Origin of the sequence: Pantoea sp. GL120224-02 (assembly GCF_900215395.1) — a bacterium.
In the GTDB taxonomy this organism is placed as follows: Bacteria; Pseudomonadota; Gammaproteobacteria; order Enterobacterales; family Enterobacteriaceae; genus Pantoea; species Pantoea communis.
Genome location: NZ_OBEC01000009.1, coordinates 158,618 through 184,866, shown reverse-complemented (window position 1 = coordinate 184,866; position 26,249 = coordinate 158,618). Strand labels below are relative to the sequence as shown.

The window sequence follows — 26,249 nt, the reverse complement described above, 5'->3', positions numbered from 1 at the left end:
AATGGGAAAGTTTAGGACCGTGAATAATTGAAAGAGAAGGATGTGAGCAGGTTCACTTGAATGCGATGATTTCCCGGGCAGCACAGGCGCAACGTCGTGCGCCTGTGCCATGACGCTCAACTTACTTTGCAGCAAACTGCGCGTAGTTTTCCGGAGTGATGGTCTGATACGGCACCCAGTTGTACTCCTGCACTTTCTGTTTATCCAGCAGTGCCTTCGTCACCTGTACTGCACCGGTTGCCTGACCTTTAGCGTCCTGGAAAATGGTCAGTGTCATCTTGCCGTTCTTCACAAACTGCTGTCCATCAGGCGTGCCATCGATTCCCGCGACCAGAATTTTTTCATTTTTCGCCTGACTGAGCGCCATGATGGCACCAATCGCCATTTCATCATTGTTAGCGGCAATCGCATCGATCGGACGCTGGTTCAGCAACCAACTCGATACCACATCCACGGCTTCATTGCGCTGCCACTTGGCGGTCTGCTTCTCAATCACCTTCATGTCTTTATATTTGGCGATCACCGCTTCGACCGCACGGGTGCGCTCGCGCGCCTCTTCATTGGACAGTGCGCCCATCAGAATCGCCACATTACCTTTGTAATTCATCTTCTTCGCTAACGCTTCCATCTGCATTTCCCCGCCCAATGCAGAGTCAGAACCCACATAAGCCATGTCGCCCGGCAGTTTCACTTCTGGCTTACGATTGACGAAAATCAGCGGGATATTGGCGTTTTTCGCGGCGGTGATCATCGGCAACACGCCCTGCGTATCGACGGGATTAAGGATGATGGCGTCCACGCCCTGGTTAATAAAATCATCAACCTGCTGTACTTGCAGTGCCACATCTCCTTTGGCATCCACGAACTGGCCGTTGAGCTGATTGGCTTTTAGCTCTGCCTGCATCTGCGTACGCAGAATCGAGACAAAGTTAAGGTCGAAGTTGGCCAGCGCAACGCCGACGGTGAAGGTTTTCGCACTGACGCTCAAACTCAGCAGCAGCGAGCACAGACAAAGCACGATGTTTCGGATGTTCATGAGGTGATTCCTGTAGGTTGAGGTTTTATTGTTATGACGCCGGGCAACAGGCAAATACCCGGCGGTAAAACGCTTAAATCGTGAAGTGATCGCGGAACTGCTCTAGCGCGGCGGTGCTGTCACCGCTGGCCCAGCCCTCCATCGCCACCGTACCGCTGTAACCCACTTCCTGCAGTGCACGCGCGATGGCGCGATAGTTGATCTCGCCGGTGCCCGGCTGCTGGCGACCCGGTACATCCGCCACCTGAACTTCACCAATGACGGAACCGCTGCGGCGAATCAGCTCAATCAAATTCCCCTCGCCAATCTGCGCATGGTAAAGGTCGAGATTCATCTTTAGCGCCGGGCTGTTGACCGCTTCCACCAGCGCCAGGGTATCGGCGGCCAGCGCGAACGGGGTGCCGGGGTGATCGACCGGCAGGTTGAGGTTTTCCAGGGTGAACACGCGCCCGGCGCGTTCGCCCAGTTGCGCCACTTTGCGCAAGGTATCGACCGCTTTCAGCCACATCGCACCGGTTACCACTTCCACGGGTTTGACCGGCAAGCCTTTGTCATCCAGCCCGGTGCCGTGCAAATTTAATCCAGGGCAGTTAAGCCGTTCAGCCACCGCCAGCGAGGCTTCGGCACTCTGCAAGAGCTGCTGGATCTCGTCATCATCGGTGAGATTGCCAGTGAGGTAGCCGGTCATGGAGGTGAATCGCGCACCGGTCGCCACCAACGCATCAATGTCTTTATTGGCCCATCCCCAGATTTCAACGCCAAACCCCAGCGCGTGAATGCGTTTCACACGCTCAACAAATGGCAGATCGAGGAACACCATTTCGGCACAAACCGAGAGTTGATAAGCAGCCATTAGCGCGCTCCTACTTTGACAGGCAGGTTGTGGGTGACCGATTCAATACAGGCCAGCGCAATCTCCAGCGCATTGCGCGCGTCTTCGCCGGTGGCACGCGGTGTTTCGCCGGTGCGGATACAGCGGGCAAATTCGATCATCTCCGCCACATAGGCATCGCGCAGCAGATCCGAATCCATGCGCGAGGTCTCCATGCTGATGCCGCTGGCGCTGTAGCGCACACAGTTAGAAGAGGTGATATGGCCCGCCTGCAACATCCCCTTACTGCCAAACACTTCGCCGCGCACGTCGTAGCCGTACACCGCCTGGAAGTTGGCCTCTGCGATGGCAATCGCTCCGTTATCAAAGCGAATGGTCACCACCGAAGTATCCAGTAAGCCTTTATCTTTGAAGTCCGGCCGCACCAGCGCATCGGCGATGGCATACACTTCCACCGGCTTCGCCCCGTGGTTGAAATGCAGCAGGGTGTCGAAATCATGGATCAGCGTTTCGAGATAAATGGTCCACTGCGGGATGCGCGACGGATCGTGCAGCGCCGGATCGCGCGTTACAGAACGGCTCAATTGCGTAATACCGTTCTCGCCTGCCTTCACTGCCGCAATCGCCGCCGCAAAACCCGTATCGAAACGGCGATTAAAGCCCACCTGCAACACTACGCCTGCGCTTTTGGCGGCGGCAATCGCGCGGTCAGCTTCCTCCAGCGTGACCGCCATTGGCTTCTCACAAAATACGTGCTTACCGGCATTCGCAGCGGCAATCACCCACTCGGCATGGGTGCGAGCGGGCGCCGCAATGGCAATCGCATCAATTTCAGGATCGAGTAGCAGCGCATGCAAATCGCTATAGGCTTTCGCGACACCCAGCTTGCTGGCGAGCTTTTCCGCTGCACCGGGCTGCGGATCGGCGACAGCTGCCAGCGTGGCGCCGGGGACGCGATATGCCAGATTCTCGGCGTGGAAGCTGCCCATTCGCCCTGCGCCAATCAGACCAACACGTACCGGTTGAAGATGAAATGTCATAAATCATTCCTTACTGTTTTGGATATGTCCGTTCGGGACAGGTGAGATAGGCATTTCATTGCAATCCAGATGCCAACTAAAAAGGGGCAATTTATGTGAGGAACCACACAGCGTTGCGTTTTGAATTGGTCATAAACTTTACATGTCAACTTCACATGTCAATAAAATGGACATTCCAGATTGACCAGGAGCCTCTGATGCGCGCCAGCGAACGTTTGCCGTTTAAAGATGAAAGCGACCCGATTTTCAGCCTGCCGGAAGGGGCTGAAGCGGGCGAATGGGATACCTTGCTCTGGCAGGGCTGGCACAGCTTTGTCCGGGGGGAACAACCGGGCTGGATGCGGCGCAGTATTTTGCAGTCATGGCAGCGATCGCAGCAGCGCGCCATCGATCCACACACCTTCATCTACACTTCGCCTCCTGCGGATGAGCTGAAGGCCATCCTGGCGCACAATGCCGAGCTGATTGCGGTGGCGCGTAACGTAATGGAAAACCTGCTGGCCTATAACCCGGATGGCCATATCAACCTCACCGACGCGCAAGGTGTCACGCTGCATTTTTGCGGCGCTGATTTGACGCCGATTGGTAGCATCCTGAGCGAAGAGGTGCTCGGCACCAACTGCACAGCTCGTTGCCTGATTGAGCAACGGCTGGTGTATGTGTTGAGCGGGGAAAACTGGAAGATCGATCTGCGTAAGCGCCACTACCAGTGCGCAGCCGCGCCGATTCGAGATGCCAGCGGCCAACTGCTCGGCGTGCTCACACTCACCGCCACACCGGATAACTTTAATGCGCACACGCTGGGCACGGTACAGGCCGCTGCAGAAGCGGTGGGACAACAATTAATGTTGCGCAGTTTGCTGGCAGAACAACAGTCGATCCTGGAAACCCTGAATGAGGGCGTGATCGTCTGCGATCGCCACGGACGGATCAAAACGTTAAACCGCTATGCGCGGCAGATCTTTAGTGGTCTCGATCCTCAAGCCGGGCCGATTGATGTGTTACTGCAACCCCAGGGAGGATCGCTGCTGACCATGCCATTCTGTAATGACCGTGAGTTGCAGTTTATCCCGGACGGCGTGCAGCCCCTCTCCTGTCTGATTTCATTGATGCCGGCACCCGATGGTGGACGTGTGCTGTCTCTGCGCGAGAACCAGCGCATCCGGGCGATTACGCGGCAGGTAATGGGCGTCAGCGCCAGTTATACCTTTGAGATGATCCGCGGCCACGCTCCGCGCGTGCAGCAAGCCATTCAGAAGGCACGCGCCAGCAGCCGCACAGATAGCACCGTGCTGTTAAGCGGTGAAAGCGGCACCGGCAAGGAGTTGTTCGCGCAGGCGATCCATAACGCCAGCCCACGACATCAGGAACCCTTTATCGCCCTCAACTGCGGCGCCCTGCCGCGTGACCTGGTGCAGAGCGAACTGTTTGGTTATGTCGATGGCGCATTCACCGGTTCCCGGCGCGGCGGCTCCGCGGGAAAATTCGAGCTGGCGGATGGCGGCACGCTGTTTCTGGATGAAATTGGCGAAATGCCGCTGGAGGCGCAAACCAGCCTGCTCCGCGTATTACAAGAGAGTGAAGTGGTGCGTATTGGCGCCGCGCATCCGCTTAAGGTCAATGTGCGCATCATTGCCGCCACCCACTGTAATCTGCTGGATGCGGTGGAAAAAGGCGCCTTTCGCCGCGACCTGTATTACCGTCTTAACGTGATTTCATTAGCCATTCCGCCGTTGCGAGAACGTCAGGAAGATATTCCAGGTCTGGTGAATACGTTTATTCAGGCGCTCTGTACCCGCTTGAAACGTATCGCGCCGCAGGTGTCGTCTGAAGCCATGCACTGCTTGCAGACGTGGCACTGGCCGGGCAACGTGCGTGAACTGGAGAACCTGGTCGAACGCATGGTGAATTTGTGTGAAGGGCTGGAGATTGGCAAGCCGGATTTGCCGGAAGAGATGACGCAGCGCGTCTCGCCGCCACAATCCAGCGTTTTAACATCATTGCAGGAAAATGAGCGTCAGCATGTATTGCAGGTGGTGAGTGAGCAGAAAGGCAACCTGCGCCAGTCAGCACAGCAACTGGGGATTTCACGTACCGCGCTGTATAACAAACTGAATGTCTGGCAGGTGGATGTCACGGCATTGCGAGGGAGATAGGTTAAAAAGGGTTCATGTGCTTCCTTTAGCCCACCCGCTCTCGTCCCAACACTCCCTGAACCCCGGACGGGATTCAGGGAAGACGGATGAGGGGGGAGCATATTGACCGCTATCTACAATGACGCTCTACCGTAAATCATTCACTCTTGCCCGGTGATTGCATCAGCTGCGGATAACAACACGAATCGCTATTTACAACGACGCTCCACCGCAGATAACCAATTCCTGCCCGGTTATTGCATCAGCAGCGGGGGACAGCACAAAACCCGCCAGCGCCGCCACTTCCTCCGGCTTGATGTAGCGCCCAATGGGCGGCAGCTTGGGTGGTGAACTGGCACGGCCAGGTTGCAGCAACATGGGCGTTTCAGTGGCACCGGGCGCGATCACATTCACGGTGATCCCCTGCGGCGCTAATTCAGCCGCCCAACTGCGCGCCATCCCAACCATTGCCGCTTTGGTGCTGACATACTGGCTGCGATGAGCGGCGCCGCGTGAGGTGCGACTGCCGATCAGCAAAATACGATCGCCCTGCGTCATCTGCGGCTGCAACGCGTTCGCCATGATCTGCGCCACCTGCACATGCAGATACCACAGGCGCGCGCTCTGCTCCTCATCGAGATCGCCGAGCGGCGCTGCCGCCATCATGCCTGCGGCATGCACCAGCGCATCCACCTTTGGCAAAGCGGCCAGCGCCTGCTTCAGCAAACTGGCATCGAACAGATCCACGCTCACCGAGGTAAAGCCCGGATGATCTTTCTTGACCAGTGTGCGACTGAACCCCGTCACCTGCCAGCCCTGCGCCAGCAGATGATCGGCAATCGCCGCGCCAATACCTGAACTGACACCCGTGACCAGCGCGTGTCGACTCATTTTTCGCCCCTCACCCACGCTTCGTTAACGCGGACGTACTTAATCGCCTGACGGAAATAGGTGTAGGCGATATGCAGTGCGCCGTCCTCACTTTGCTTGATGCTGGGATAGGAGAACTCGCGGTTGAGCTTCTGCTGCGAATTGTTGGTCATGCAGTAGCCGTCGCCTTCATCGAGATGACGCTGCCACGGCCAGCTTTGGCCGCCATCCGGGGAGATGGCCAGCGTCATCGGTGCACGCGGTGCGCCCCAGAACGCGGTACGTCCGCTATGCACCACCGGTTCAGCGGCCACCGCCACATCGTCATCCTCATCCTCATCTTCGATTTCGTCATACAGCGACAGGCGACGCTCGCTGGCATCTTTGGCACTCATGGCGTTGAACACCAGCGCCAGATGGCCGTTGTTCAGCGTGGTCACCTGAATTGAGGAGTTGTTGTTCGGCAGTTCCGTCGCCGCCGGCGCAGTCCAGCTTTCACCACCGTCTACAGAACGACTTTGGTAGATAAAGTCTGCCCAACGACTGCGATACAGCGCCAGTAAACTGCCATCCTGCAATAAAGTAATGTTCATGTGCACGCAGCCGAGGCTATCCGGCACCGCCACATCGCGCCAGCTTTTGCCTTTATCGCTGGAGATTTTTACCGCGCTAATGTCGTCATTACCGACCCATTTTACGCCCGGCTGAGTGCGGCAATAGAACACCGGCAACAGCCAGTTGCCATTCGGTAACACCGTAATCGGCTGGCGAATAAAGGTGCCGGGTTGATCGAGCAGCGTGTCGATGGCGCTCCAGCTGCGGCCAAAATCACGTGACTGGCGATAGCGCACAATCGCCGTGTCCTGATTACCGGACTTCTGCGCTGTCCATAACAGCCACAATACCTGGTCAGGATCGAGGAACAGCACCGGGTTCTGCTCAGAGCGCGTCGAATCATCAGAAAGTTTCTGCGCCTCACTCCACTGGCTGCCGCCTTGTTCCAGGCGCGAGCACCACACGGAGATATCGGCAATCCCTTCCTGCGTACCACCAAACCAGACACACAGCAGATCGCCGTTGGGCAGCGGCAGCAGATTAGCGGCATGATTCTGCGGACAGACCGAAGGCAGCATCGCCGTGAGCTGCTGCGCATCCTGCGCGTGCGGATGAAGGTTACCGTTACGTTCGACGGTAATCGTTGAATCGGTCATTTCAGGCTCCACTGTTTTGCATTGAAGATTTTGGTGCTTTTTTGTCGTGCGTTTGTACCGAAGGGATCAGGCGATCAATCACCATGATCACTGCAGGCGTAATCAACGCCACGTACATATTGTTGATGCCGAACGGATCGCCGAGCAGATACCAGACGGTGGTGACCACGCAAGCCCCAATCAGACCGGCATTCGCCCCTCGGGTACTTTTATAGAACGGCAGGTAGAAGGCAATAATCGCCACCACCGAGATCGACAGACGAATCGCGCGGGTGAAGAAGGAGAGCTTCAGCACCTCGGGGACGAACAGCACCAGAATTAACGGCAGGAAACCAATCAGCAGCGACAACCAGCGCGTCATGCGGAATTCACGCTCTGGCGTCGGGTTGCGATACGGCACATAGAAATCTTTAACCACCAGCGAGGCAATCGCCAGCGCCACAGTACTGACACTGACGAAGATGGAGGCCACCAGCGAGGTGGTCACAATCCCCGCCAGCCATGGGCTCATATCCTGCAGAAACACCGGCAGTGCATACAGGCTTTTGATATCCGGATGCAGGTACTTCGCCGCCACGCCAATCAACGCAATGGCAATCGCAATCGGCATGCAAAAGAAGAAGGCAACCCAGGTTGCACGCTTAGCGGATGCGGCACTTTTGGTGGAAGCGATGGCCTGAATCACAAACTGGGTGCAGAAAATCGAACCGATGGTGCCAATCATCCAGGCAAATATGGTGCTGGCCCCGATATTACCGTCCCACGTCCAGTAGAAATGCGGCATCTCTTTGATCATCGGGCTAACGCCGCCGGTCATATGCAGTGCGACGCCGAGAATGATCAGGATACCGATATATTTCAGTCCGCTGTGCAGCAGCGTGACCCAGGCAATGCCCTTCATGCCACCGAACATAAAGTAGAAGGTACTGACGATTGCGGTGATCACGGCCGCCGTGGTGAGATCGAGGTTCAACACGGTCGAGATCGCCGCTGCGCCGCTCACATAGTTCCCCACGTTCACCAGCAGCAGCGCATAGATCATGATGAGGGAAATGATGTTCTTGGTTGAGTTGCCGTAACGTTCAGCAATCGCACCCGAAATGGTGATTTTTCCGGTGTTATAAATACGCTTAACCAGCAGGAATCCAAACAGCGGGAAGCCAATCGCGGCACCAATCACCGACCAGGATGCGGCAAACCCACCTTCAAACGCCGCCTGGGCGGTACCAATGGTCGATTTTGCGCCAATGTACTCAGACATTAACATCACACCCACAACAAAAGCCGGCATCACGTTGGATCCCGCCATAAAGTCGCCGCTGTTTTTACTGCGCAGGCGCCAGGTCAGCCAGGTGGTAAACAGAATATACGCGATGACGATCCCGACAATAATCATCATCCCTTCTGCAGAAAACTGTTTCATTTTAGCCTCATTGATAACGTAGGGTCGTGGCCTGCGCTGGGCTTCACGCTTGCCGTTAATGAGGTTGCCTGTTTTGTTATTTTAGTGTCTGTGCACAAAGGCAACCCTGTTTATGCTCATTGATTTATTTCACTCACATGAGAATGAATTCACGCATAAGCAGGGCAATTTATAGGCTAAATAGCCAATGATTTGTTTGATCATGCTCACAAACAGTCAATGATGATTATAAATAATCAAATATTATTTAATAGTTACAAGGCGGACTGCAAAAAATCCACAAAGGCGCTAATGCGGGCGGGTAACTGACGCTGTGGCCGCCATACGGCAAAAATATCCCCGTCCGCGCTGCTCCATGCGGGCAGCACATGCAGCAGATCGCCACGCTCAATCATGTGCTGGGCATCCCACCAGGATCGCAACAAAATGCCGTGCCCATCCATCGCTAACTGCATCGCCACTTCACCATCGTTGGTGATCAGGCTGCCCTGCACTTTTTGCGTCACCTGCTGCTGGCCATCACTCAATCGCCACAATGCGAAATCGCTTTCGTACTGGCGTAGCAAAATACAGTTGTGCTGCGCCAGCGCCACAATACTGTCAGGCAGGCCGTGACGTTGCGCATAAATCGGGGCGCAGCATAGCACGCGTGGATTGGTGCGTAACTTGCGCGCGATGAGTCGCGCATCGGGCGGTTCGCCTATGCGGATATCAATGTCGATGTGTGAATCGATGAAATTCAGTGGCTGGCTGCTGAGCTGTAGTGATAACGAGACTTCAGGATGCAGCGCCGCAAAGCGCGACACGCAAGGGGCAACATGGCGGCGTCCAAATCCAAACGAGGCGTTGATGTTCAGGCTGCCACGCAGCACCGCCGCCTGGCTGCTGACCGACTCCTCCAGCTCCGCCAGTTGATCGAGCAAAGGGCGAGCCCCTTCCAGATAGCGTTTTCCTTCAGCGGTGAGCTCCAGCCGCCGCGTGGTGCGTTTAAGCAGTTGCACCCCCAGACGCTGTTCAAGGTGGCTGAGACGTTTGCTGACGGCGGGCAGCGACAACCCCAGCTCACGCGCCGCAGCGGTTAAACTCTCCAGCGCGGCGACGCGCACAAAGAAGGCCAGATCATCAGTCGAAGTGCGCGATTCTCTACTTTTATTCAACATTGGCTTGCCGCTCAGGCTAATTATTTCCCGGTGATGCATGGTTATACTGCGTTCAGAACATCAACAGCAACCTGTGAGAACCCTATGAGCGGCAAAACCTACAAAATCGCCGTCATCCCTGGCGATGGCATTGGCAAAGAAGTGATGCCAGAAGGCATCCGTGTAATGGATGCAGCGGCAAAGAAATTCGATATTTCTCTGGAGTGGCAATGGTTTGACTTCGCCAGCGCTGAATACTGGCAAGAGCACGGCAAGATGTTGCCGGATGACTGGTTCGCCACCCTCAGCCAGTTTGATGCCATCTATTTTGGCGCGGTGGGCTGGCCGGATGTGGTACCGGATCACGTGTCGCTGTGGGGATCGCTGCTGCAGTTCCGCCGCGAATTTGATCAATACGTCAACCTGCGTCCGGTTCGCCTGATGCCGGGCGTCAAAGCGCCGCTGGCCAATCGTCAGCCCGGCGATATCGATTTCTACGTGGTGCGTGAAAATACCGAGGGCGAGTACTCGTCCGTCGGCGGCACCATGTTCCCTGGCACCGACCGCGAAGTGGTGATTCAGGAAACTGTGATGACGCGCGTCGGCGTCGATCGCATCCTGAAGTTTGCCTACGAGTTAGCGCAGAAGCGTCCGAAAAAGCACCTGACCTCTGCCACCAAATCCAACGGCATTGCCATCACCATGCCGTATTGGGACAGCCGCGTTGAAGCCATGGCACAGAGCTATCCGGAAGTGAAAGTCGATAAGTATCATATCGATATTCTGACCGCGAACTTCGTGCTGCATCCGGACTGGTTTGATGTGGTGGTGGCCAGCAACCTGTTTGGCGACATTCTGTCGGATCTCGGCCCGGCCTGTACCGGCACCATCGGTATTGCGCCCTCCGCGAACATCAACCCGGAAGGGAAATTCCCGAGTCTGTTTGAGCCGGTGCATGGCTCAGCGCCGGATATCGCGGGCAAAGGCGTGGCAAACCCGATTGGACAGATCTGGTGTGGTGCGATGATGCTGGAGCACCTCGGTTACGCCGAAGCGGGTGCCGCCGTGCTGGATGCCATTGAGCGCACCCTGGCCGCCGGTTCTAACCTGACGCGCGACCTCGGCGGCAGCGCCTCAACGGAAGAGTTGGGTGCGGCGATCGCAGCAGCGCTTTAAATAGGCTTAACGGATGCGCCCGCTATCAACTCGGGCGCCCCAATGGCCACGGCCTGTAATGTTCGCAGTTGCAGGTGCTCACAGAGTCGTGCTCTGGCGCACCCCTACTTCACCGCCCCTTCCGTCACTCCGCTGATAAACTTGCGCTGGAACACCAGAAACACCGCCACCAGCGGCATGATCACAATCATCGCGCCCGCCATTAGCACTGGAATATCAATGGTGTTTTTGTTCTGGAAAAACATCATGCCGATTGGCAAAGTGCGCAGTTCATCCTTGTTGACCAGAATCAGCGGAATCAGGAACTCATTCCACGTCCAGATAAACAGCAGCAGCGCCAGCGTTGATAGCGTGGGCCAGATGGCGGGCACCAGAATGCCCCACAGGATTTTGCGCCGGGATGCGCCGTCCATCACTGACGCTTCCACCAGTTCGCGTGGCACCTGCTGCAGTGCAGTGGCAATCATCAACGTGGTAAACGGCAGTGATAAGGCAATTTGTGGCAGGATCAGCGCCAGATACGTGTTCGTCAGCCCCATCCAGCGCAGTTCGTGGTAGAGCGGGATAATGAAAGCCTCGCTCGGTAGCACCATGCCCAGACCCAGCATCGCCGCTATCACCTTCTTACCAGGGATTTTCAGCCAGGCAAAACCAAATCCCGCCAGAATCCCTAGCAAAATGCTGCTGATTACCACCGGAATCACTACCAGCACCGAGTTCATAAAGTAGACGTTGAAGTGCCCCTGCTGCCAGGCCGTCACGTAATTTTTAAAGTTCAGCGATGAAGGCAGCGTGAACACGCCCTGAAACAGCTCCATCTGCGTTTTGAACGAAGTCATCAGCGCCATTAAAAACGGCAGGATGGTCATCAGCGCGACAATCCAAATCAGTGCGCGTGAGACAACAGGCGTACCGCGCATCAGTGACGCTCCCGAATAGCAAAATGAATACAGGCGTTGATCATCAGCACAATCAACATACTGAACACGGCAACCGCAGACGCGTAGCCAAAGTAGTGCAGATCAAAGCCCTGCTTATACATAAAGATGTTGGTCACCATGGTCGAGGTGCCCGGCCCACCTTGCGTCATCACATACACCAGATCGAAGGCCTTCAGGCTGGCAATCACCGTCAGCAGCAGCGCAATGCGCAGTTCCGGGCGCAGTGAGGGCAGCGTGATACGCATAAACTTCTGACGCCGTGAAGAACCATCCAAATCGGCGGCTTCTAATAGCGAGGGATCCATGCGCTGTAATCCAGCCATAAACAGCACCAGACAGAATCCAAAGAAATACCAGGTGGCGACAAAACCCACGGCCGGTAACGCCCAGGTGAAATCCCCCAGCCACGACAGAGCCAACTGCGGCAAGCCAATCGCGCGCAGGAACTGATCGATAGGACCAAACGCGGGGTTATACAGCCAGCGCCACACCACGCCCAATACCGCCATCGGCATGATGTAAGGCAGGAAAAACAGAATACGCAATACGCTGCGCTCTTTGCCGTTGCGCGTTTCATACAGGAAGCTGCACAACAGCAGACCGACGCCAATCGGCAGTAAGGTGTAAAACAACATCAGCAGCGCGTTGTTACCGAGCGCCACCCAGAAAACCGGATCCTGGAACATGCGCACGTAGTTGCTGATACCGGTGAAAATCGGCAAGGAGGTGCCATCCCACTCGGTGAAACTGATGCCGAGCGAGGCCAGCAGCGGCAGGAGTAAAAACACCGCATAGACCAGTACGGCAGGCAGAAGATAGAGCGCATTGCGCCAGGCAGATTTGTTCAGCATAACCTTACTCGCTTGCAGGCTAATTCACGGCCCGGCATTGCTGTCGGGCCGGACGTCATCAGTGCTTCAGGGTTTTCAGGTAACGTTGATAGTTGTTGTCGAAATTGGTGACCATCTGCTCCGGCGTCTGTCTTCCGGCCAGTAACAGCTGCACGTTCTGATTCAGCTCAGCATTCATGGTCGGCGTGGCCCAGTCCAGATAATGGCCGAGGCCATCATGCTCGTTGAGGGTCACCCATACCTGATACGTCTCCGCCAGCAACGGGTTATCCGCAGGGATTTGTGCATTCTTGCTGGTACCCGCCGGCAGGAAGCCCACTTTCAACCAGCGGTTAGCCATCTCATCGGAAACGATGTAGTCGATAAATTTGGCCGCCGCATCCTGCTGCTCTTTGGTTTTCGCGGTGTTGGTGATCGAGAACGCCAGATCGGTACCGCCCACCATTAGCGCATGCTGTACCCCCTCACCCATCGGCATCGCCGCGAAGTGCACATCTTTATTGTCTTTAAACTGGCCGAGATACCAGGTGCCGCTCACCAGGAACGCGGCCTGACCATTCTGGAACAGCGTGGCCGCATCATCATGGCCAATGCCTTCGAAGCCAGGGAAGAAGTAGCCTTTGTCTTTCCAGCTTTTCATCATGCTCGCCGCTTTCACCAGCTTGTCGTCTTTGAAGGTGCCGCCGACGTCGTAAATCAGATCGTCGAGGGCTTTGCGATCTTTACTCTCAATCTGTGCTTCCCATACGGTACTCAGCAACTGCTGGCCCATATTGCCATCCAGCAGGCCGAGCATCATCGGCGGCGTACCCGCGGCTTTCAGTTTCTCCATTGCCGCTTCCAGTTCAGGCAGGGTTTTCGGTATCGCAACACCCGCTTTGTCCAGCAGCGCCTTGTTGTAATACAGACCCACCATTTCACCGAGACTCGCCACGCCATACAGTTTGCCGCTACCAAAGTCTTGCTTATCAGACCAGCGGTTACGCTTGAGGATCGAATCCGGGAAGCGCGTGGTCCAGCCGTAAGTTTTGGCATAATCGTCCAGCGGCCACAGCAGTTTGTCTTTCACCAGCGAACCCATATCGCCACCGCCCTGATTGACCTGCGCGATTTGCGGGCCATCACCGGCAGTCAGCGCCAGCTTCAGTGGAATGCGTGTGTCTTCAAAAGAGTGCACCGAGCGCTGGATGGTAATGCCCGGATTCTTCTGCTGGAACGCTTTAACCGCTTCATCCACGGCTTCGGTTTGCTGCGGATAGTTATAAATATCCCATTCGTTCAGCGTGACCGCTTGTGCCGTCGCCAGGGTCGCACCGAGCAAAATCCCGGCTGAAACCAGACGCGACACACTGCGCAGTGAGCTTTTCATACGGGACGGACGTTTGGTTGAATCACACATCATGCTCGGTTTCTCCAACAGATGACTGGCATCCCTTCATCGCGACACCTGCATGTCCTGGCAGGTTGATTCAGCAGCAATAATAACGACGTTAATTCATACTTACTTTATGAAAAAAAGAAAGTCAAACACCCTCACTGCGGAATTTTTGCTCTGTGATACAGTGCAAACTGTGAGAAGAAAAGCGGGCTATGCAGTAGAGAATTCTGCATGACAGCCGCTGAAGCGCACACCATAAGAAGACATGCCTCTGCCGACAGCACAAATCACTCACGCCATTCCGCCGCATTAACCCACTGACAGACCATATGAAAATTCTATACTTATTGAGAGAGGTGAGAGGCCTCTGCGGCAAAATCATCCCAGAACACAGGCACCACAGGCTCTGCGCCGCTTCACGTGGCCGTTCAGGCCACCGTCCCCCCTCAGGATTTACCTCGATGTTGTGCGGTAGCGCAATTATTACACCTTGAAAACTAAGTCAGCTTTATTTACCGTAAAATCTGTTCATCTCATGACCACAGAGGCATCACCATGACGGCTAAAGGTGTTATTCGCCGCGCCAGCGAGAGCGATTTTCCGGCCCTGTCGCGCATCTGCTTAGAAACGGCCAATGCGGGCACTGACGCCACCGCGCTCTATTCCGACCCGGCACTGCCCGGCCTGCGCTTTGTCATTCCCTACGCGCGCTTTGCGCCTGACTTCGCTTATGCCCTTGAAATAGAAAGCGAAGTGATGGGTTATGCGGTGGCAGCACCGGATACACGCGCCTTCGAAGCAGAACTGGATGCGCAGTGGTGGCCGCCACTGCAACAACAATATCGCGACTACACGCCGCGAGCCCCCCTCGACAGCAAAGTGCTGGACGCCATCCTCCAGCCAGATGCCGCTGCAGAACAACTGGTAGCGCAATGGCCTGCACATCTGCACATCAATCTGCTGCCGCCAGCCCAGCAAGGCGGCTGGGGACGAAAACTGATTGAGCAGTTGCTGCAGGATCTGCGTGCCGCTGGCGTACCGGGTGTTTATCTGGGCGTAAGCCTGCAAAACGAGAAGGTGTGCGGCTTTTATCAACGTCTCGGTTTCACGCCCATTATGCGCAGCAACGCCATCTACATGGGCCAACTACTCTGATTGAGGCATCACCATGACCAGCCTGCATCTGCAAAGCGTTAAAAAGTCCTACGACCATGTGAATGTGATTCACGGTATCGATCTCACCATTAACAGCGGCGAGTTCGTGGTGTTTGTCGGCCCTTCCGGCTGCGGTAAATCGACCTTGCTGCGCATGATTGCCGGGCTGGAGGAGATCAGCGACGGCAAGCTGTTGATTGAAGGCGCAGACATGACGCACCAGCCCGCCACCGAGCGTGGCATTGCCATGGTGTTTCAGTCCTATGCGCTCTATCCGAATATGACGGTGCGCGGCAATCTGGCTTACCCGCTGGAAGTGATGAAGAAATCCAAAGCGGAAATTGAGAAAGCGATTAACCAGACGGCGGCGCGTCTGCATCTGACGGAACTGCTGGATCGCCTGCCACGTGCGCTCTCCGGCGGCCAGCGTCAGCGTGTGGCCATTGGTCGCGCCATCATCCGCCATCCACGTATTTTCCTGTTTGATGAACCTCTCTCCAATCTGGATGCTGAGCTGCGGCTACAGATGCGCATTGAGATCGCTCGCCTGCACGCCTCACTGGGCAACACCATGATTTATGTCACGCACGACCAGCTGGAAGCGATGACGCTGGCCGATCGCATCGTGGTACTTCGTCAGGGCAAAATTGAGCAGGTAGGTGCACCGATGGCGCTGTATCACGATCCCGACAATCTGTTTGTCGCCGGGTTTATCGGTTCACCGAAGATGAACTTCCTGCAGGCGGAAATCGCAACGATCGCGCCAGGTGCCGTGCAGTTGCGCGTGCCCGCATTGGGCATTCACACGCTGACCATGAAGATCGACGCAGCCTGCCATGAAGGACAAAAAGTCACGCTGGGGATTCGCCCCGAACATTTCTCACCGGCGCAGCAGGAAACCGATACGCTGAGCTTTAGCGCTGATTTGTCATTCAGCGAGATGCTGGGGCATACCAACTATCTTTACCTGGATATCGGTGAGGAGAAGTTACTGGTGATTGAGGAGCGTAACGCGGCAGAACATGAGATTGGCGACCGCGTCAGCTATCAGATCAATGCTGAGCGCGGAATGTTGTTTGATGAGCAGGGATTGCGCCTGCGTTAAGCGCCTGAACGAAGCAAGCGCCGTAGTTATGCTACGGCGCTCTCCTTATAACGAGTGAACAACGTCGATGCAGATCTCGCCACTACCGTTATTGCTGCTTTAAGACACCGTCTCTTCATCAGCCTGCGCCGCCAGTAAATCCAACAGCTTATTCACCGCAAAACCTGCCGCACCCTGTGCCCACATCCGATTCGACTCAGTGAGGAACTGCAGCGGCGTCATCTGCGGCGTGATCTTCAGGCGATAGGTCTGGAAGCTCTGCGTAATGTGGTCGAGCAGGATGCGCGAGGCCATCTGCGGCTCCATCGCCAGATACACCACGTCAGGATCGTAAGCCACCGACAGATTCGCCAGCGACATGCCCAGATGCTGCCCGGCCTCCGCCAGCGCGCTAAGCACTTCAGGTGTGGGCTGGCTATCCAGATCGCGTAACGTCTGCGGCAGCGCCTCTTTCAGTGAAACTGCCACACGCTGCAAAATCGCCTGTGACGAGGCGACATCTTCCAGCAAACGTTCGGAGCCATCACCGAGCAATGACACACCAATCTCACCGGCTTTGCCATGGCGGCCGCGATAGAGCTGGCGATCCAGCAAGATTCCGGCCCCAATCCCTTTGCCAAAGGTGGCGATCACTGCTGACTGCGCATGGCCCAATTGACCAAATACCAGCGCGGCCATGGCTAAGGCATTGGCATCATTTTCGATAAAGACCGGCAGTGAAAAACGTTCTTCCAGCAGGCGTGCAATCGGCACGTTGTTCCAGCCCAGCGCGCGTGACAAGACGCAAACGCCGTTGCTGGCATCCACCAGCCCCGAGAGTGCAAGCCCAATGGCACCGACTTTCTTTCCTTCCACACCACGCAAAAACTTCGCCAGCGCATCACCCAGTTGCTTGGGGGTCATCGCGCCTGAAGGGATCTGCTGTTCGCCAATAATGTTGCCGCTGAGATCGGTTAAGACGATCAAATTACGTTCGGCGTTAAGCTGAATGCCCACCACACTGGCGTGATCCGGGTTGAGGCCGAGCAGGGTTTTCGGTCGTCCCATTGATACACGACGCAACCCCAGCTCCTGCACAATACCGCCGGAGAGCAAGCGGTTGGTGGCCTGCGAAACCGTGGACATACTCAGGCCGCTACGGACTTTGAGGTCAGACTGGCTGATTGGCGCATTTTCGACAATCAGCCGCAAAATGCGTGCAGTTACGTTGGGAGCGCTCATGGATCTCTTTTTTAAGTTAGAAGAGGCTAAGCCGGTTGCTGGCTGAACTGGCTGGCAAGGCGCAGTGCGCCGCTTAAGGCATCGCCCTGCGGCGGCACAAGCTGTGCAGCAATCTCGGCCGGTAACCAGGGCTGAATCGGCACCGCAAGCCCCCCCATCAGGGCCAGTTTGCCGTGACTGCGTGCCAGCAAGGGTTGCACCATCTGCACGATATCGGCAGCGGCCTGCTGCACCAGCGCAATGCCATGGGGATCGCCCTGCTGTGCAGCGGCAAAGACTTCAGGTACCACGCTGCCCCACTCGGCGGGTGTTGCCTGCTGTGACCAGAGTAACATCTGTTCCGGGCTGTGTTGATGCAACGCCATAATACGTTCAGTCAGCGCTGAAGCAGGCACGATAGCTTCGTGCGCCAGCAACGCTAAGCGCCGTGCACGGCGTCCAAGGATGGCGCCTGAACCGGCATCCGACAGGGCAAAACCCCAGCCACCCAGCAGGGTAAACTGCGCGCCGTCCCAGGCTGCGCCCTGGCTGCCCGTCCCGACAATCAGCACCGCGCCTGGTGCACCATCGTGCGCACCCGCGCAGGCGATTTCGACATCGGTAAACAGATAACGCGCCTGACAACGAGGCTGCCAGCTTTGCAGCCGTGAATGCACCGATGCCACATTGGCCCCCGCCAAACCCGCCACCAGCAGGGTGCGGTCACGCGCATCAGCAGCCAGCCCCGCTTGTTGAAAGAGCGTGTCGATGACCGATTCAATGGCGTTGATGGCGGCATCATACTGCGACCAGACATTGGCGGGCCCGCCCGTTGCTTCCGCCAGCACGTGGCCAGCGTGGTCCGTCAGGCGCCCGCGACAGTGTGTACCACCGCCATCAATACCCAGCAAAAGTGATTGCACGCGCTTCCTCCTGCCTGCCACGAACGGCATGATGCTTATAGATGTGCGAAAGATAGGGGAAAAAAACTTAAATCGCAATCACAAATAAATACGCATTCCGTATAGTTAATTAATATTCATTTAAAACATAAAGATAACAAAAAGTACCAATTTGAGATCGGCGTTACGGATTGACATTAGTTTTTCTGCCGTAATAAGTTAATGGTCAGATTATCAGCAGCCTGATGGGTCGGGCAGCTAACAAGCAACGGGCTTCAGGGGTACAACATGAAAGTGGGCATTATTGGTCTGGGCTTTCGTCTTTCCCATGTGGTGAAAGAGTTCAACAAAGCTGACGCAGAGTTCTCCGTGGTGGGTTACGTCGATCCGGCTCCCGCTGGCTTGCCAAATCTTCACACCTTCGGTATTGATGCCGGGAAGGCGTTCGACAGCGTGGATGCGCTGCTCCAGCACGGTGGTTTCGATCTGTTGCTGGTGGGGTCACCCAACTTTATGCACCTCGAGCATATCCGTCAGGGGCTGGCCGCCGGTTACACCGTGTTTACCGAGAAACCGGTGGTGATCAATGAAGAGCAGACGATGGCGATGGCGCAACTGGTACAACAATATGGCCATGAGCGCATTCTGGTCGGCCTGGTGCTGCGTTACTCACCGCTGTATCACGATCTATTGAACGCACGCGATGAAAATCGTCTCGGTGAAATCACCTCAATCGAAGCCACTGAACACATCAAGCCTTATCACGGCGCCTTCTTCCAGCGCGACTGGCGACGTCTGGAAAAATACGCCGGTCCTTATATTCTGGAAAAATGCTGCCACGACATCGATCTCTATCAGGGATTGGTCGGTGAACGCCCGGTGCGCGTTGCCAGCTTTGGTGGACGTAAGAACTTCACCCCGCAGCATGCACCCACCGGGGCTGTCACGCCGCAATCAGAGGTGTATCACGTGAAGCCCAGCGGCTGGTCGAGCACGGATGCGGTGTTTGACGGCGACGCCGATATCGTCGATTACCAGACGGCGCTGATCGAATACGCCAATGGCGCAACTCTCGCCTTCCACGCCAACCTCAACGTGCCGGATGAATTTCGTCGTTTCTGCGTGATGGGCACCGACGGCATGGCCGAGGGCGACTTTGTGCGTAACTTCTTCCGCGTACACAACGCCCGTACCGGCGAGCGTGAAGTCGATACCACCTACAGCGGCAATGCTTATGACGGTCACTATGGTGCCGATGCGTTGATGGCTGAAGAGATCGTCAAACACATTAAACAGGGAACGCCACTGAAAGTATCCGTGGTGGATGCACTGGAAGCGGGTCTGACCGCGATCAAAATCGATGAAGCACGAAAATCGAAAACCGTGGTGGATATGACAGACAGCTGGAAACAATTTGACGCCAGCCTGGGGAAAACCGCGACCGTATAAGGTCAACCTCCCCCGCGCAGATCCCCCTTTGCGCGGGGCTTTTCATGGCAGTGCAGAGTGGTGACATCATTAACCGGCCCGCGAGCCGGTTTTTGTTGGCACTTAACCTGCGTTTTCATTCTCCAGCTTCTGCCGTTTGCGCAGATGCGGGAAAATCGTCATCCACACCGCCACCACCACCAGCGTGCCGATCCCGCCAAGTGCTGCGGCAGGCACCGCCCCCATCCACGCCGCCAGCAAGCCTGACTCAAACTCGCCCAGCTGATTTGAGGTGTTAATAAAGATGGCGTTGACCGCATTCACGCGACCGCGCATGTCATCCGGCGTATCCAGCTGCACCAGCGCGCCGCGAATCACCATGCTCACCATGTCGAACCCACCCAGCGCGGCCAGCGCCAGCAGAGAGAGCCATAATTGCGTGGAGAGCGCGAACACCAGCGTGGCGACCCCAAAGCCCGCCACCGAACCAAACATAATCATGCCGACGTGTTTTTCCAGCTTGTGACGGCTGAGCCACACGCCAACAATGAGCGCCCCTACAGAAGGTGCACCGCGCAGCATGCCCAATCCCCAGGGGCCGGTATGCAGAATATCCTGCGCGAAGATCGGCAACAGCGCGGTGGCACCTCCCAGTAACACGGCGAACAGATCGAGAGAGATCACACCCAACACATCTTTGCGCTCACGAATAAAACGCACGCCCGCAAACATGGTGGTGAGATTCATCGGCATCCGCGTTTGGGGTGGACGTTCATAGCGAAGGCGGCTGACCAACACCAGAGAGAAGAGATAAAACAGGGCGGAGACGCCGTAAACCACCTCGGGACCGGCCACATACAGCAGGCCACCTAAGGTTGGGCCGACGATCACTGCAGCCTGGCCGCCCACTGAACTCGCCGCCATGGCACGCGCGAGAATCGGTGGAGGCACCAGCGCAGGAAGCATCGACGTGATCGACGGCCACTCCAGCGCTTTGGCCACGGAGATCAGAAACACCAGTCCCCAAATTTCAATTTTATCCGCCCAGTGCATCAGCGTCAGTGCCACCAGGCCAAGCAGAGCTAGCCATTCAATCAATTGCCCGACCAGCACAATGCGGCGGCGATCAAACTGGTCGGCAAGATGGCCGGCCGGCAGAGCCAGTAATACCGAAGGCAGGAACTGCATCAGGCCAATCATCCCCAACGCCATCGCGCTGTGCGTAAGGGCGTAGATTTGCCAGCTAACCGCCACGGAGAACATCTGGAAACCAAACGATGAACAGGTGCGCGCCAGCCAGAAGGCGACAAACGACCTGTGCCGCAACAGAGAGTCTTCTGCTGCGGATAACGGTGAAGCCATATTTTATCCCATCCTAAATCATCTTCCGGCCAGCATCATTGCACCAGCCTGGTGAAAAGCCGTTTACCGACTCTCATTATCATTTTGCGGCCACAGAGTGCGACATCTGACGCTGGCAAGCAATGGCTAGCCGTGCGCTTTAAAAACAGTTGCTTATCTAAAATTTAACTAAGCATAGAGTTCTGAATATTAGCAGGCTGATTGTTTTCACCTGAAAATATCTGAATCATGCCAGAAATTCCAATAACTCAATATTAAATACATCTTTTAGCCGCCATATCTCTCTATCAGAGACAGCTAAAAAAGGTGACCTTAACAAACATTTCGATCTATATTGGAAGCGTAAAGATCACAGCAACCTTGCCGTCCTTATAATAATTAAGACGTTCCAGTTAATTAATTTATTCATAGAGATAAATGGAAAACAGTTCATACAATCCTTATGTTACTGAGCGTATCCGTCGCCTCGACGGGGCACTGATGGGCGTGTGTTATTCAGCACCCTTTATGCATTGTGAACAGGAAAGCACAGTATTACTTAACGGAAGCAACATAATTTCACTGCACAATCAGTTGCCCGATGCGCCCGAACGAATAATTATCCCTTTAGTGGGAAATAGTCTTGCGCGCTTTTTAAAGGCGCCAGAAAATTATCCCAGCCTGCAAATGGAAAATGTCTCCCTTGCTATCAATTATGCCAGTTTAGTTAAGCATGAAGCGGCATTGCGAGAAGCCGTACAGCATCACGCATTCTGGCTTTATGATTTGGCTCCGCCAGGAACGTGCTGGAAGAATATTGCCTCTTTTCCCTTCAGTGGAATTGTCCTGAACGATGATTTCTTCAATGATAATTATCTCAAGTTCAGCTTTCCCTTTTTGCTCGGATCCTGCCGGGAAAGAGAAGCAGAGGTGATATTACGCACTCCGCAATTAACTCTGCCGTTGTCTGTCTATGAAGACCTGCAACTTTCTGGCTGTCAGGAACAACGCACCAGCAACACCCTGTTTGAAGTGTAAACGCTTACACGAAATGCCGCCTCTTGCCGTTATGTCCCGATCTCTTCGGGCATAACGTTAGAATCTCCTCATAAAATGTCGCACTACTACCATTCCACAAGCGCAAAGCACTAAAAAAATCAAACCCGTTAACGTTTTTAAGATAAAATTTAACGCAAAGGGATCATCTGGCGTAACGGAAGCGCTGCGATCGAACATTTTAAGTCACTTCGTACTCTATGTCGGGAAACAACCTAATGCGTTGTTTCCTTTTAAGTTTATGGCAAAGAAAGAGGTTAATATTATGGGGAAAGCTTCCTCATCTTTTGGCGTGATTCGCTTTTTGACGGTGCTGTTCGCACTGCTCACAGGCGCATTTATGCTGGTAGGCGGTGTATGGCTAGCCGCAATTGGTGGTTCCTGGTACTACGTTATTGGCGGTGTGATTATGTTGATCACCGCTATCCTGCTGTGGCGCCGTAGCGGTGCAGCGATCATGCTGTATGCACTGTTGCTGTTGGCAACGCTGGTGTGGGGCGTTTGGGAAGTTGGTTTCGACTTCTGGGCGCTGGCACCACGTACCGATGTGCTGGTGATCTTCGGCATCTGGCTGATTCTGCCGTTTGTGTATCGCGGTCTGAATCATGCAGGTAAAGGCGCGCTGGGTCTGATGGCCGTTGCGCTGATTGCCAGCGTGCTGGTGCTGGCGTGGGCAGTGTTCCACGATCCGCAGGAGCTGAACGGTGAAATCCCAGCGGCGGCAGATAATGCCCCGCAAGCGCAGCCGCTGAGCAACATCAAGGATGCTGACTGGCCTGCGTACGCGCGTGACCAGCAAGGCACGCGCTTCTCTCCACTGAAGCAAATCAACACCGGTAATGTGAAAGAGTTGCAGGTAGCCTGGCAGTTCCAGACGGGCGATCTGAAAAACCCGAACGACCCAGGTGAAATCACCGACGAAGTGACGCCGATTAAAATCCGCGACACCTTGTATCTCTGCTCACCGCACCAGATTCTGTTTGCGCTGGATGCAAAAACCGGTAAGCAGAAGTGGAAATTTGATCCGGGCTTAAAACCGAATCCAACCTTCCAGCATGTGACCTGTCGTGGTGTCTCTTACCATGAAATGCCAGCAGCAGCGGATGCGTCTAACACCCAGCCTGCGCTGTGTTCACGTCGCATTTATCTGCCAGTGAACGACGGTCGTCTGTTCGCGCTGGATGCCGAAACCGGTGAACGTTGTGCCGCGTTTGGTAACAACGGTGAGCTGGATCTGCAGCACAAACAGCCGGTACTGACCCCAGGCCAGTATGAGCCGACTTCACCACCGATCATCACGGATACCACTATCGTGATTGCCGGTGCGGTCACTGATAACTACTCTACCCGTGAACCGTCAGGCGCTATTCGTGGCTTTGATGTGAACACCGGTAAACTGCTGTGGGTGTTTGATCCGGGCGCGAAAGACCCCAACGCGATTCCAGATGATGAACATACCTTCACCATGAACTCGCCGAACTCCTGGGCACCGGCAGTATACGATCCAAAACTGGATACCGTATTCCTGCCAATGGGCGTGACGACACCAGATATCTGGGGTGGTAACCGTACGCCTGACCAGGAACGTTTCGCGAGCAGCGTACTGGCACTGAATGCCACCACCGGCAAGCTGGTGTGGTCGTATCAGACCGTGCATCACGATTTGTGGGATATGGACCTGCCGTCACAACCGACGCTGGCCGATATCACTGACAAAGATGGCAACACCGTTCCGGTGATTTATGCCCCGGCCAAAACCGGTAACATCTTTGTCCTGGATCGTCGTACCGGTAAGCCAGTTGTCCCCGCACCGGAAACTCCAGTGCCACAGGGCGCTGCGAAAGGTGATCATGTATCCGCAACTCAGCCGTACTCCGAACTGACCTTCCGTCCGAAGAACAATCTGACGGACAAGGACATGTGGGGCGCAACCATGTTCGACCAACTGGTGTGCCGCGTGATCTTCAAGCGTCTGCGCTACGAAGGTCCGTTCACCCCGCCGTCTGAGCAAGGTACGCTGGTGTTCCCTGGTAACCTCGGTATGTTCGAGTGGGGCGGTATCGCGGTAGATCCACATCGCCAGATCGCGATTGCTAACCCAATGGCGCTGCCGTTTGTCTCTAAACTGGTGCCACGCGGTCCGGGCAACCCGATCGAGCCACCAGCCGATGACAAAGGCGGTTCAGGTACTGAAACCGGTATTCAGCCACAGTACGGTGTACCGTACGGCGTCGAGCTGAATCCGTTCCTGTCTCCGTTGGGTCTGCCATGTAAACAACCGGCCTGGGGCTATGTCTCAGCGGTTGACCTGAAAACCAACGAAACCGTGTGGAAAAAACGTATCGGTACCGTTCGCGACAGCGCGCCGGTTCCGGTTCCGTTCAAAATGGGTATGCCAATGCTGGGCGGCCCAATTACCACGGCCGGTAACGTGTTCTTCATTGGTGCGACTGCCGATAACTATCTGCGCGCGTTCGACACCAACACCGGGGAAATGCTGTGGCAGGCACGTCTGCCAGCCGGTGGCCAGGCAACACCGATGACCTACGAAGTGGATGGCAAGCAGTACGTTGTCATTGCTGCGGGTGGTCACGGTTCGTTTGGTACTAAGCTGGGCGATTACGTCATTGCCTACGCACTGCCAGATGCTAAATAAGTTTCTGATTTGATGTGACAAAGGCGGGCTGCGAAGCCCGCCTTTTTTATTGTCTCACTGCCTGCGCTCTGGCGTATCGCGTCATTATGAAGAAGCTAAAGGTTGTTCGAAGCGCCATACCTGTCGCCGTTACGGCTTCTTTAACACCCGCGCATTTAACAGCGCGCACAGCGCCATGATCACACAAGTCGCCAGAAACACTGGCCGCATGCCGAAAGCACCGCCAACAAATCCGCCAAATAACGGACCTGAGACCTGACCGACATACTGGGCCGAGGTCGAATACCCCAACATTTTCCCCACCTGCCCTTGCGGCACATTGTGGCGAATCAGCGCCGTTACACACGGCATCAAACCGCCCAGCGCCATGCCCATCAGGAAACGCAGCACCACTAACTGCCAGGCTTCGGTGATAAATGCTTGAGGTATTAGCAGCACAGCACAGGCCACCAGGCCATACACCAGCACGCGGCCATGCCCTATTCTATCCGCCAGGCGCCCCAAACGCGGCGCAGAGAGAATACTGCCCAGTGCAGCCGCCGCCATCACCACGCCCGCCGTCACCGTAATCGCATGATCGCCCTGCACGAACTGACCGATATACAGCGTGATAATCGGTTCAATCGACATATTGGCAAAAATCAGCAGCATGCCGGACAGCCACATCAGTCGCACCAGTGGCAGATTGACCGGCTTCTCACTCTCATCGTGAGTTTGCACCGTCTTTTTACCCGGCTGACGCGGCGCTTCTTTTAATAAAAAGGTGGTGGCAAGGAAGGCGAGGAAAATCACGGCGCCGGTCAGCCAGAAGGTATGGCGAATACCAATCAGCGGTGGCAACACCCCGCCCAGCAGTGGCCCCACCACGTTACCCGCCATAATGCCGGAAGACAACACACCCAGCGCCCAACCCGTCTGCTCTTTTGGCGTTTGCGCCGCGACCATGATGGTTGAACCCGATGCGTAGCCCCCCAATAATCCCGCCAGCAAACGCAAGGCAACCAGTTGCCACGGCGCCGTCGCCATGCCAATCAGCGACATGGCAATCGCCATTCCGAGGCTGGCACGAATCAACATCAGTTTGCGGCCATAGCGATCCGCCAGTTTTCCCCACAACGGCGCGGTTAACGCGGCGCTGAGGAAAGTGGCACCATACGCAGCCCCCGACCAGCGTGCAATCGCGGCAGGTTCCTGCACGCCAAGCTGCTGCACATACAGCGGCAGAAACGGCAGCAGCAACGTCATCGCCACAATGGTGCTGAACGAACCCAGCACGCAGACAAACAAATTACGTTTCCAGTGTTGCTGCTCAGGCGCTAACACTGTTGATGATTGCGACATAGTCATTCCCTGTTTTTGCTTTTTTAGCAGGCT

General features: G+C 55.6%; 21 protein-coding genes. 7 read left to right on the top strand and 14 right to left on the bottom strand.

Annotated features, from left to right (window positions below; all coding sequences use genetic code 11):
* Window positions 1-121: 121 nt before the first annotated feature.
* The 3 genes from CRO33_RS17385 to CRO33_RS17375 form a co-directional block, all read right to left on the bottom strand.
* A complete protein-coding gene (locus tag CRO33_RS17385) occupies window positions 122-1,036 on the bottom strand; it encodes a substrate-binding domain-containing protein (protein WP_034826747.1) in 915 nt (304 codons plus the stop codon).
* A gap of 73 nt (window positions 1,037-1,109) precedes the next feature.
* Window positions 1,110-1,889: a TIM barrel protein gene (locus CRO33_RS17380; protein WP_097118996.1), complete on the bottom strand. Its 780-nt coding sequence runs from the start codon at window positions 1,887-1,889 to the stop codon at window positions 1,110-1,112.
* The gene (locus tag CRO33_RS17375; RefSeq protein WP_097118995.1) at window positions 1,889-2,908 is read right to left on the bottom strand and encodes a Gfo/Idh/MocA family oxidoreductase; all 1,020 of its coding nucleotides are present in this window, start codon (window positions 2,906-2,908) and stop codon (window positions 1,889-1,891) included. The genes CRO33_RS17380 and CRO33_RS17375 overlap by 1 nt, the downstream gene beginning before the upstream one ends.
* A gap of 197 nt (window positions 2,909-3,105) precedes the next feature.
* Between CRO33_RS17375 and CRO33_RS17370 the strand changes: the two genes are divergently transcribed.
* Window positions 3,106-5,064, top strand: coding sequence for a sigma-54-dependent Fis family transcriptional regulator (locus tag CRO33_RS17370; RefSeq protein ID WP_176505789.1), 1,959 nt, complete (start codon window positions 3,106-3,108; stop codon window positions 5,062-5,064).
* 192 nt (window positions 5,065-5,256) lie between these two features.
* On the opposite strand, the gene CRO33_RS17365 is transcribed toward CRO33_RS17370, so the two are convergent.
* From CRO33_RS17365 to CRO33_RS17350, 4 genes are all read right to left on the bottom strand, one after another.
* Window positions 5,257-5,934, bottom strand: coding sequence for an SDR family NAD(P)-dependent oxidoreductase (locus CRO33_RS17365; RefSeq protein WP_058961842.1), 678 nt, complete (start codon window positions 5,932-5,934; stop codon window positions 5,257-5,259).
* Window positions 5,931-7,124 (bottom strand): sialidase family protein, encoded by a 1,194-nt coding sequence (locus CRO33_RS17360; RefSeq protein ID WP_097118994.1) that lies wholly within the window; start codon window positions 7,122-7,124, stop codon window positions 5,931-5,933. The genes CRO33_RS17365 and CRO33_RS17360 overlap by 4 nt, the downstream gene beginning before the upstream one ends.
* Window position 7,125: 1 nt before the next feature.
* Complete coding sequence (locus CRO33_RS17355; protein ID WP_097118993.1) at window positions 7,126-8,547, bottom strand: sodium:solute symporter family protein; 1,422 nt, start codon at window positions 8,545-8,547, stop codon at window positions 7,126-7,128.
* 254 nt (window positions 8,548-8,801) lie between these two features.
* Window positions 8,802-9,707 carry a LysR family transcriptional regulator gene (locus CRO33_RS17350; RefSeq protein ID WP_097118992.1) on the bottom strand — a complete coding sequence of 302 codons (906 nt, stop codon included), beginning with the start codon at window positions 9,705-9,707 and terminating at the stop codon, window positions 8,802-8,804.
* A gap of 84 nt (window positions 9,708-9,791) precedes the next feature.
* On the opposite strand from CRO33_RS17350, the gene CRO33_RS17345 reads away from it, so the two are divergent.
* Window positions 9,792-10,862: a tartrate dehydrogenase gene (locus CRO33_RS17345; protein WP_097118991.1), complete on the top strand. Its 1,071-nt coding sequence runs from the start codon at window positions 9,792-9,794 to the stop codon at window positions 10,860-10,862.
* A 104-nt stretch (window positions 10,863-10,966) separates the two neighbouring features.
* On the opposite strand, the gene CRO33_RS17340 is transcribed toward CRO33_RS17345, so the two are convergent.
* Genes CRO33_RS17340 through CRO33_RS17330 form a run of 3 tightly spaced genes read right to left on the bottom strand, consistent with a single transcriptional unit; the run spans window position 10,967 to window position 14,056 of the window.
* Window positions 10,967-11,782, bottom strand: a complete 816-nt coding sequence (locus CRO33_RS17340) for a carbohydrate ABC transporter permease (protein ID WP_034826777.1) — start codon at window positions 11,780-11,782, stop codon at window positions 10,967-10,969.
* Complete coding sequence (locus tag CRO33_RS17335; protein ID WP_038643559.1) at window positions 11,782-12,654, bottom strand: carbohydrate ABC transporter permease; 873 nt, start codon at window positions 12,652-12,654, stop codon at window positions 11,782-11,784. Before CRO33_RS17335 ends, CRO33_RS17340 begins: the two co-directional genes overlap by 1 nt.
* A gap of 58 nt (window positions 12,655-12,712) precedes the next feature.
* A complete protein-coding gene (locus tag CRO33_RS17330; protein WP_097118990.1) occupies window positions 12,713-14,056 on the bottom strand; it encodes an extracellular solute-binding protein in 1,344 nt (447 codons plus the stop codon).
* A 531-nt stretch (window positions 14,057-14,587) separates the two neighbouring features.
* On the opposite strand from CRO33_RS17330, the gene CRO33_RS17325 reads away from it, so the two are divergent.
* Both CRO33_RS17325 and CRO33_RS17320 read left to right on the top strand, forming a co-directional pair.
* Window positions 14,588-15,187, top strand: a complete 600-nt coding sequence (locus CRO33_RS17325; RefSeq protein WP_097118989.1) for a GNAT family N-acetyltransferase — start codon at window positions 14,588-14,590, stop codon at window positions 15,185-15,187.
* A 13-nt stretch (window positions 15,188-15,200) separates the two neighbouring features.
* On the top strand, window positions 15,201-16,292 hold the full coding sequence (locus CRO33_RS17320; RefSeq protein ID WP_097118988.1) for an ABC transporter ATP-binding protein: 1,092 nt from the start codon (window positions 15,201-15,203) through the stop codon (window positions 16,290-16,292).
* A 99-nt stretch (window positions 16,293-16,391) separates the two neighbouring features.
* On the opposite strand, the gene CRO33_RS17315 is transcribed toward CRO33_RS17320, so the two are convergent.
* Together CRO33_RS17315 and CRO33_RS17310 are read right to left on the bottom strand one after the other, a co-directional pair.
* Window positions 16,392-17,513 (bottom strand): ROK family transcriptional regulator, encoded by a 1,122-nt coding sequence (locus tag CRO33_RS17315; protein WP_058961835.1) that lies wholly within the window; start codon window positions 17,511-17,513, stop codon window positions 16,392-16,394.
* 26 nt (window positions 17,514-17,539) lie between these two features.
* Complete coding sequence (locus CRO33_RS17310) at window positions 17,540-18,415, bottom strand: BadF/BadG/BcrA/BcrD ATPase family protein (protein ID WP_176505788.1); 876 nt, start codon at window positions 18,413-18,415, stop codon at window positions 17,540-17,542.
* Between the two features lie 267 nt (window positions 18,416-18,682).
* Here CRO33_RS17310 and CRO33_RS17305 point away from each other — a divergent pair, with 267 nt between their 5' ends.
* A complete protein-coding gene (locus tag CRO33_RS17305; RefSeq protein WP_097118987.1) occupies window positions 18,683-19,843 on the top strand; it encodes a Gfo/Idh/MocA family protein in 1,161 nt (386 codons plus the stop codon).
* Between the two features lie 102 nt (window positions 19,844-19,945).
* On the opposite strand, the gene CRO33_RS17300 is transcribed toward CRO33_RS17305, so the two are convergent.
* Window positions 19,946-21,184 carry an MFS transporter gene (locus CRO33_RS17300; RefSeq protein ID WP_097118986.1) on the bottom strand — a complete coding sequence of 413 codons (1,239 nt, stop codon included), beginning with the start codon at window positions 21,182-21,184 and terminating at the stop codon, window positions 19,946-19,948.
* Window positions 21,185-21,601: 417 nt separating this feature from the next.
* Here CRO33_RS17300 and CRO33_RS17295 point away from each other — a divergent pair, with 417 nt between their 5' ends.
* The gene (locus CRO33_RS17295) at window positions 21,602-22,201 is read left to right on the top strand and encodes a hypothetical protein (RefSeq protein ID WP_097118985.1); all 600 of its coding nucleotides are present in this window, start codon (window positions 21,602-21,604) and stop codon (window positions 22,199-22,201) included.
* Window positions 22,202-22,484: 283 nt separating this feature from the next.
* Window positions 22,485-24,875, top strand: a complete 2,391-nt coding sequence (locus tag CRO33_RS17290; RefSeq protein ID WP_097119026.1) for a glucose/quinate/shikimate family membrane-bound PQQ-dependent dehydrogenase — start codon at window positions 22,485-22,487, stop codon at window positions 24,873-24,875.
* Window positions 24,876-25,004: 129 nt separating this feature from the next.
* Here CRO33_RS17290 and CRO33_RS17285 read toward each other — a convergent pair whose 3' ends face one another.
* A complete protein-coding gene (locus CRO33_RS17285) occupies window positions 25,005-26,216 on the bottom strand; it encodes an MFS transporter (protein ID WP_097118984.1) in 1,212 nt (403 codons plus the stop codon).
* Window positions 26,217-26,249: the final 33 nt, after the last annotated feature.

Bases quoted from the DNA above. Each gene is read 5' to 3' on its own strand.
- CRO33_RS17385 (WP_034826747.1), bottom strand. From the start codon at position 1,036: ATGAACATCCGAAACATCGTGCTTTGTCTGTGCTCGCTGCTGCTGAGT.
- CRO33_RS17380 (WP_097118996.1), bottom strand. From the start codon at position 1,889: ATGGCTGCTTATCAACTCTCGGTTTGTGCCGAAATGGTGTTCCTCGAT.
- CRO33_RS17375 (WP_097118995.1), bottom strand. From the start codon at position 2,908: ATGACATTTCATCTTCAACCGGTACGTGTTGGTCTGATTGGCGCAGGG.
- CRO33_RS17370 (WP_176505789.1), top strand. From the start codon at position 3,106: ATGCGCGCCAGCGAACGTTTGCCGTTTAAAGATGAAAGCGACCCGATT.
- CRO33_RS17365 (WP_058961842.1), bottom strand. From the start codon at position 5,934: ATGAGTCGACACGCGCTGGTCACGGGTGTCAGTTCAGGTATTGGCGCG.
- CRO33_RS17360 (WP_097118994.1), bottom strand. From the start codon at position 7,124: ATGACCGATTCAACGATTACCGTCGAACGTAACGGTAACCTTCATCCG.
- CRO33_RS17355 (WP_097118993.1), bottom strand. From the start codon at position 8,547: ATGAAACAGTTTTCTGCAGAAGGGATGATGATTATTGTCGGGATCGTC.
- CRO33_RS17350 (WP_097118992.1), bottom strand. From the start codon at position 9,707: ATGTTGAATAAAAGTAGAGAATCGCGCACTTCGACTGATGATCTGGCC.
- CRO33_RS17345 (WP_097118991.1), top strand. From the start codon at position 9,792: ATGAGCGGCAAAACCTACAAAATCGCCGTCATCCCTGGCGATGGCATT.
- CRO33_RS17340 (WP_034826777.1), bottom strand. From the start codon at position 11,782: ATGCGCGGTACGCCTGTTGTCTCACGCGCACTGATTTGGATTGTCGCG.
- CRO33_RS17335 (WP_038643559.1), bottom strand. From the start codon at position 12,654: ATGCTGAACAAATCTGCCTGGCGCAATGCGCTCTATCTTCTGCCTGCC.
- CRO33_RS17330 (WP_097118990.1), bottom strand. From the start codon at position 14,056: ATGATGTGTGATTCAACCAAACGTCCGTCCCGTATGAAAAGCTCACTG.
- CRO33_RS17325 (WP_097118989.1), top strand. From the start codon at position 14,588: ATGACGGCTAAAGGTGTTATTCGCCGCGCCAGCGAGAGCGATTTTCCG.
- CRO33_RS17320 (WP_097118988.1), top strand. From the start codon at position 15,201: ATGACCAGCCTGCATCTGCAAAGCGTTAAAAAGTCCTACGACCATGTG.
- CRO33_RS17315 (WP_058961835.1), bottom strand. From the start codon at position 17,513: ATGAGCGCTCCCAACGTAACTGCACGCATTTTGCGGCTGATTGTCGAA.
- CRO33_RS17305 (WP_097118987.1), top strand. From the start codon at position 18,683: ATGAAAGTGGGCATTATTGGTCTGGGCTTTCGTCTTTCCCATGTGGTG.
- CRO33_RS17300 (WP_097118986.1), bottom strand. From the start codon at position 21,184: ATGGCTTCACCGTTATCCGCAGCAGAAGACTCTCTGTTGCGGCACAGG.
- CRO33_RS17295 (WP_097118985.1), top strand. From the start codon at position 21,602: ATGGAAAACAGTTCATACAATCCTTATGTTACTGAGCGTATCCGTCGC.
- CRO33_RS17290 (WP_097119026.1), top strand. From the start codon at position 22,485: ATGGGGAAAGCTTCCTCATCTTTTGGCGTGATTCGCTTTTTGACGGTG.
- CRO33_RS17285 (WP_097118984.1), bottom strand. From the start codon at position 26,216: ATGTCGCAATCATCAACAGTGTTAGCGCCTGAGCAGCAACACTGGAAA.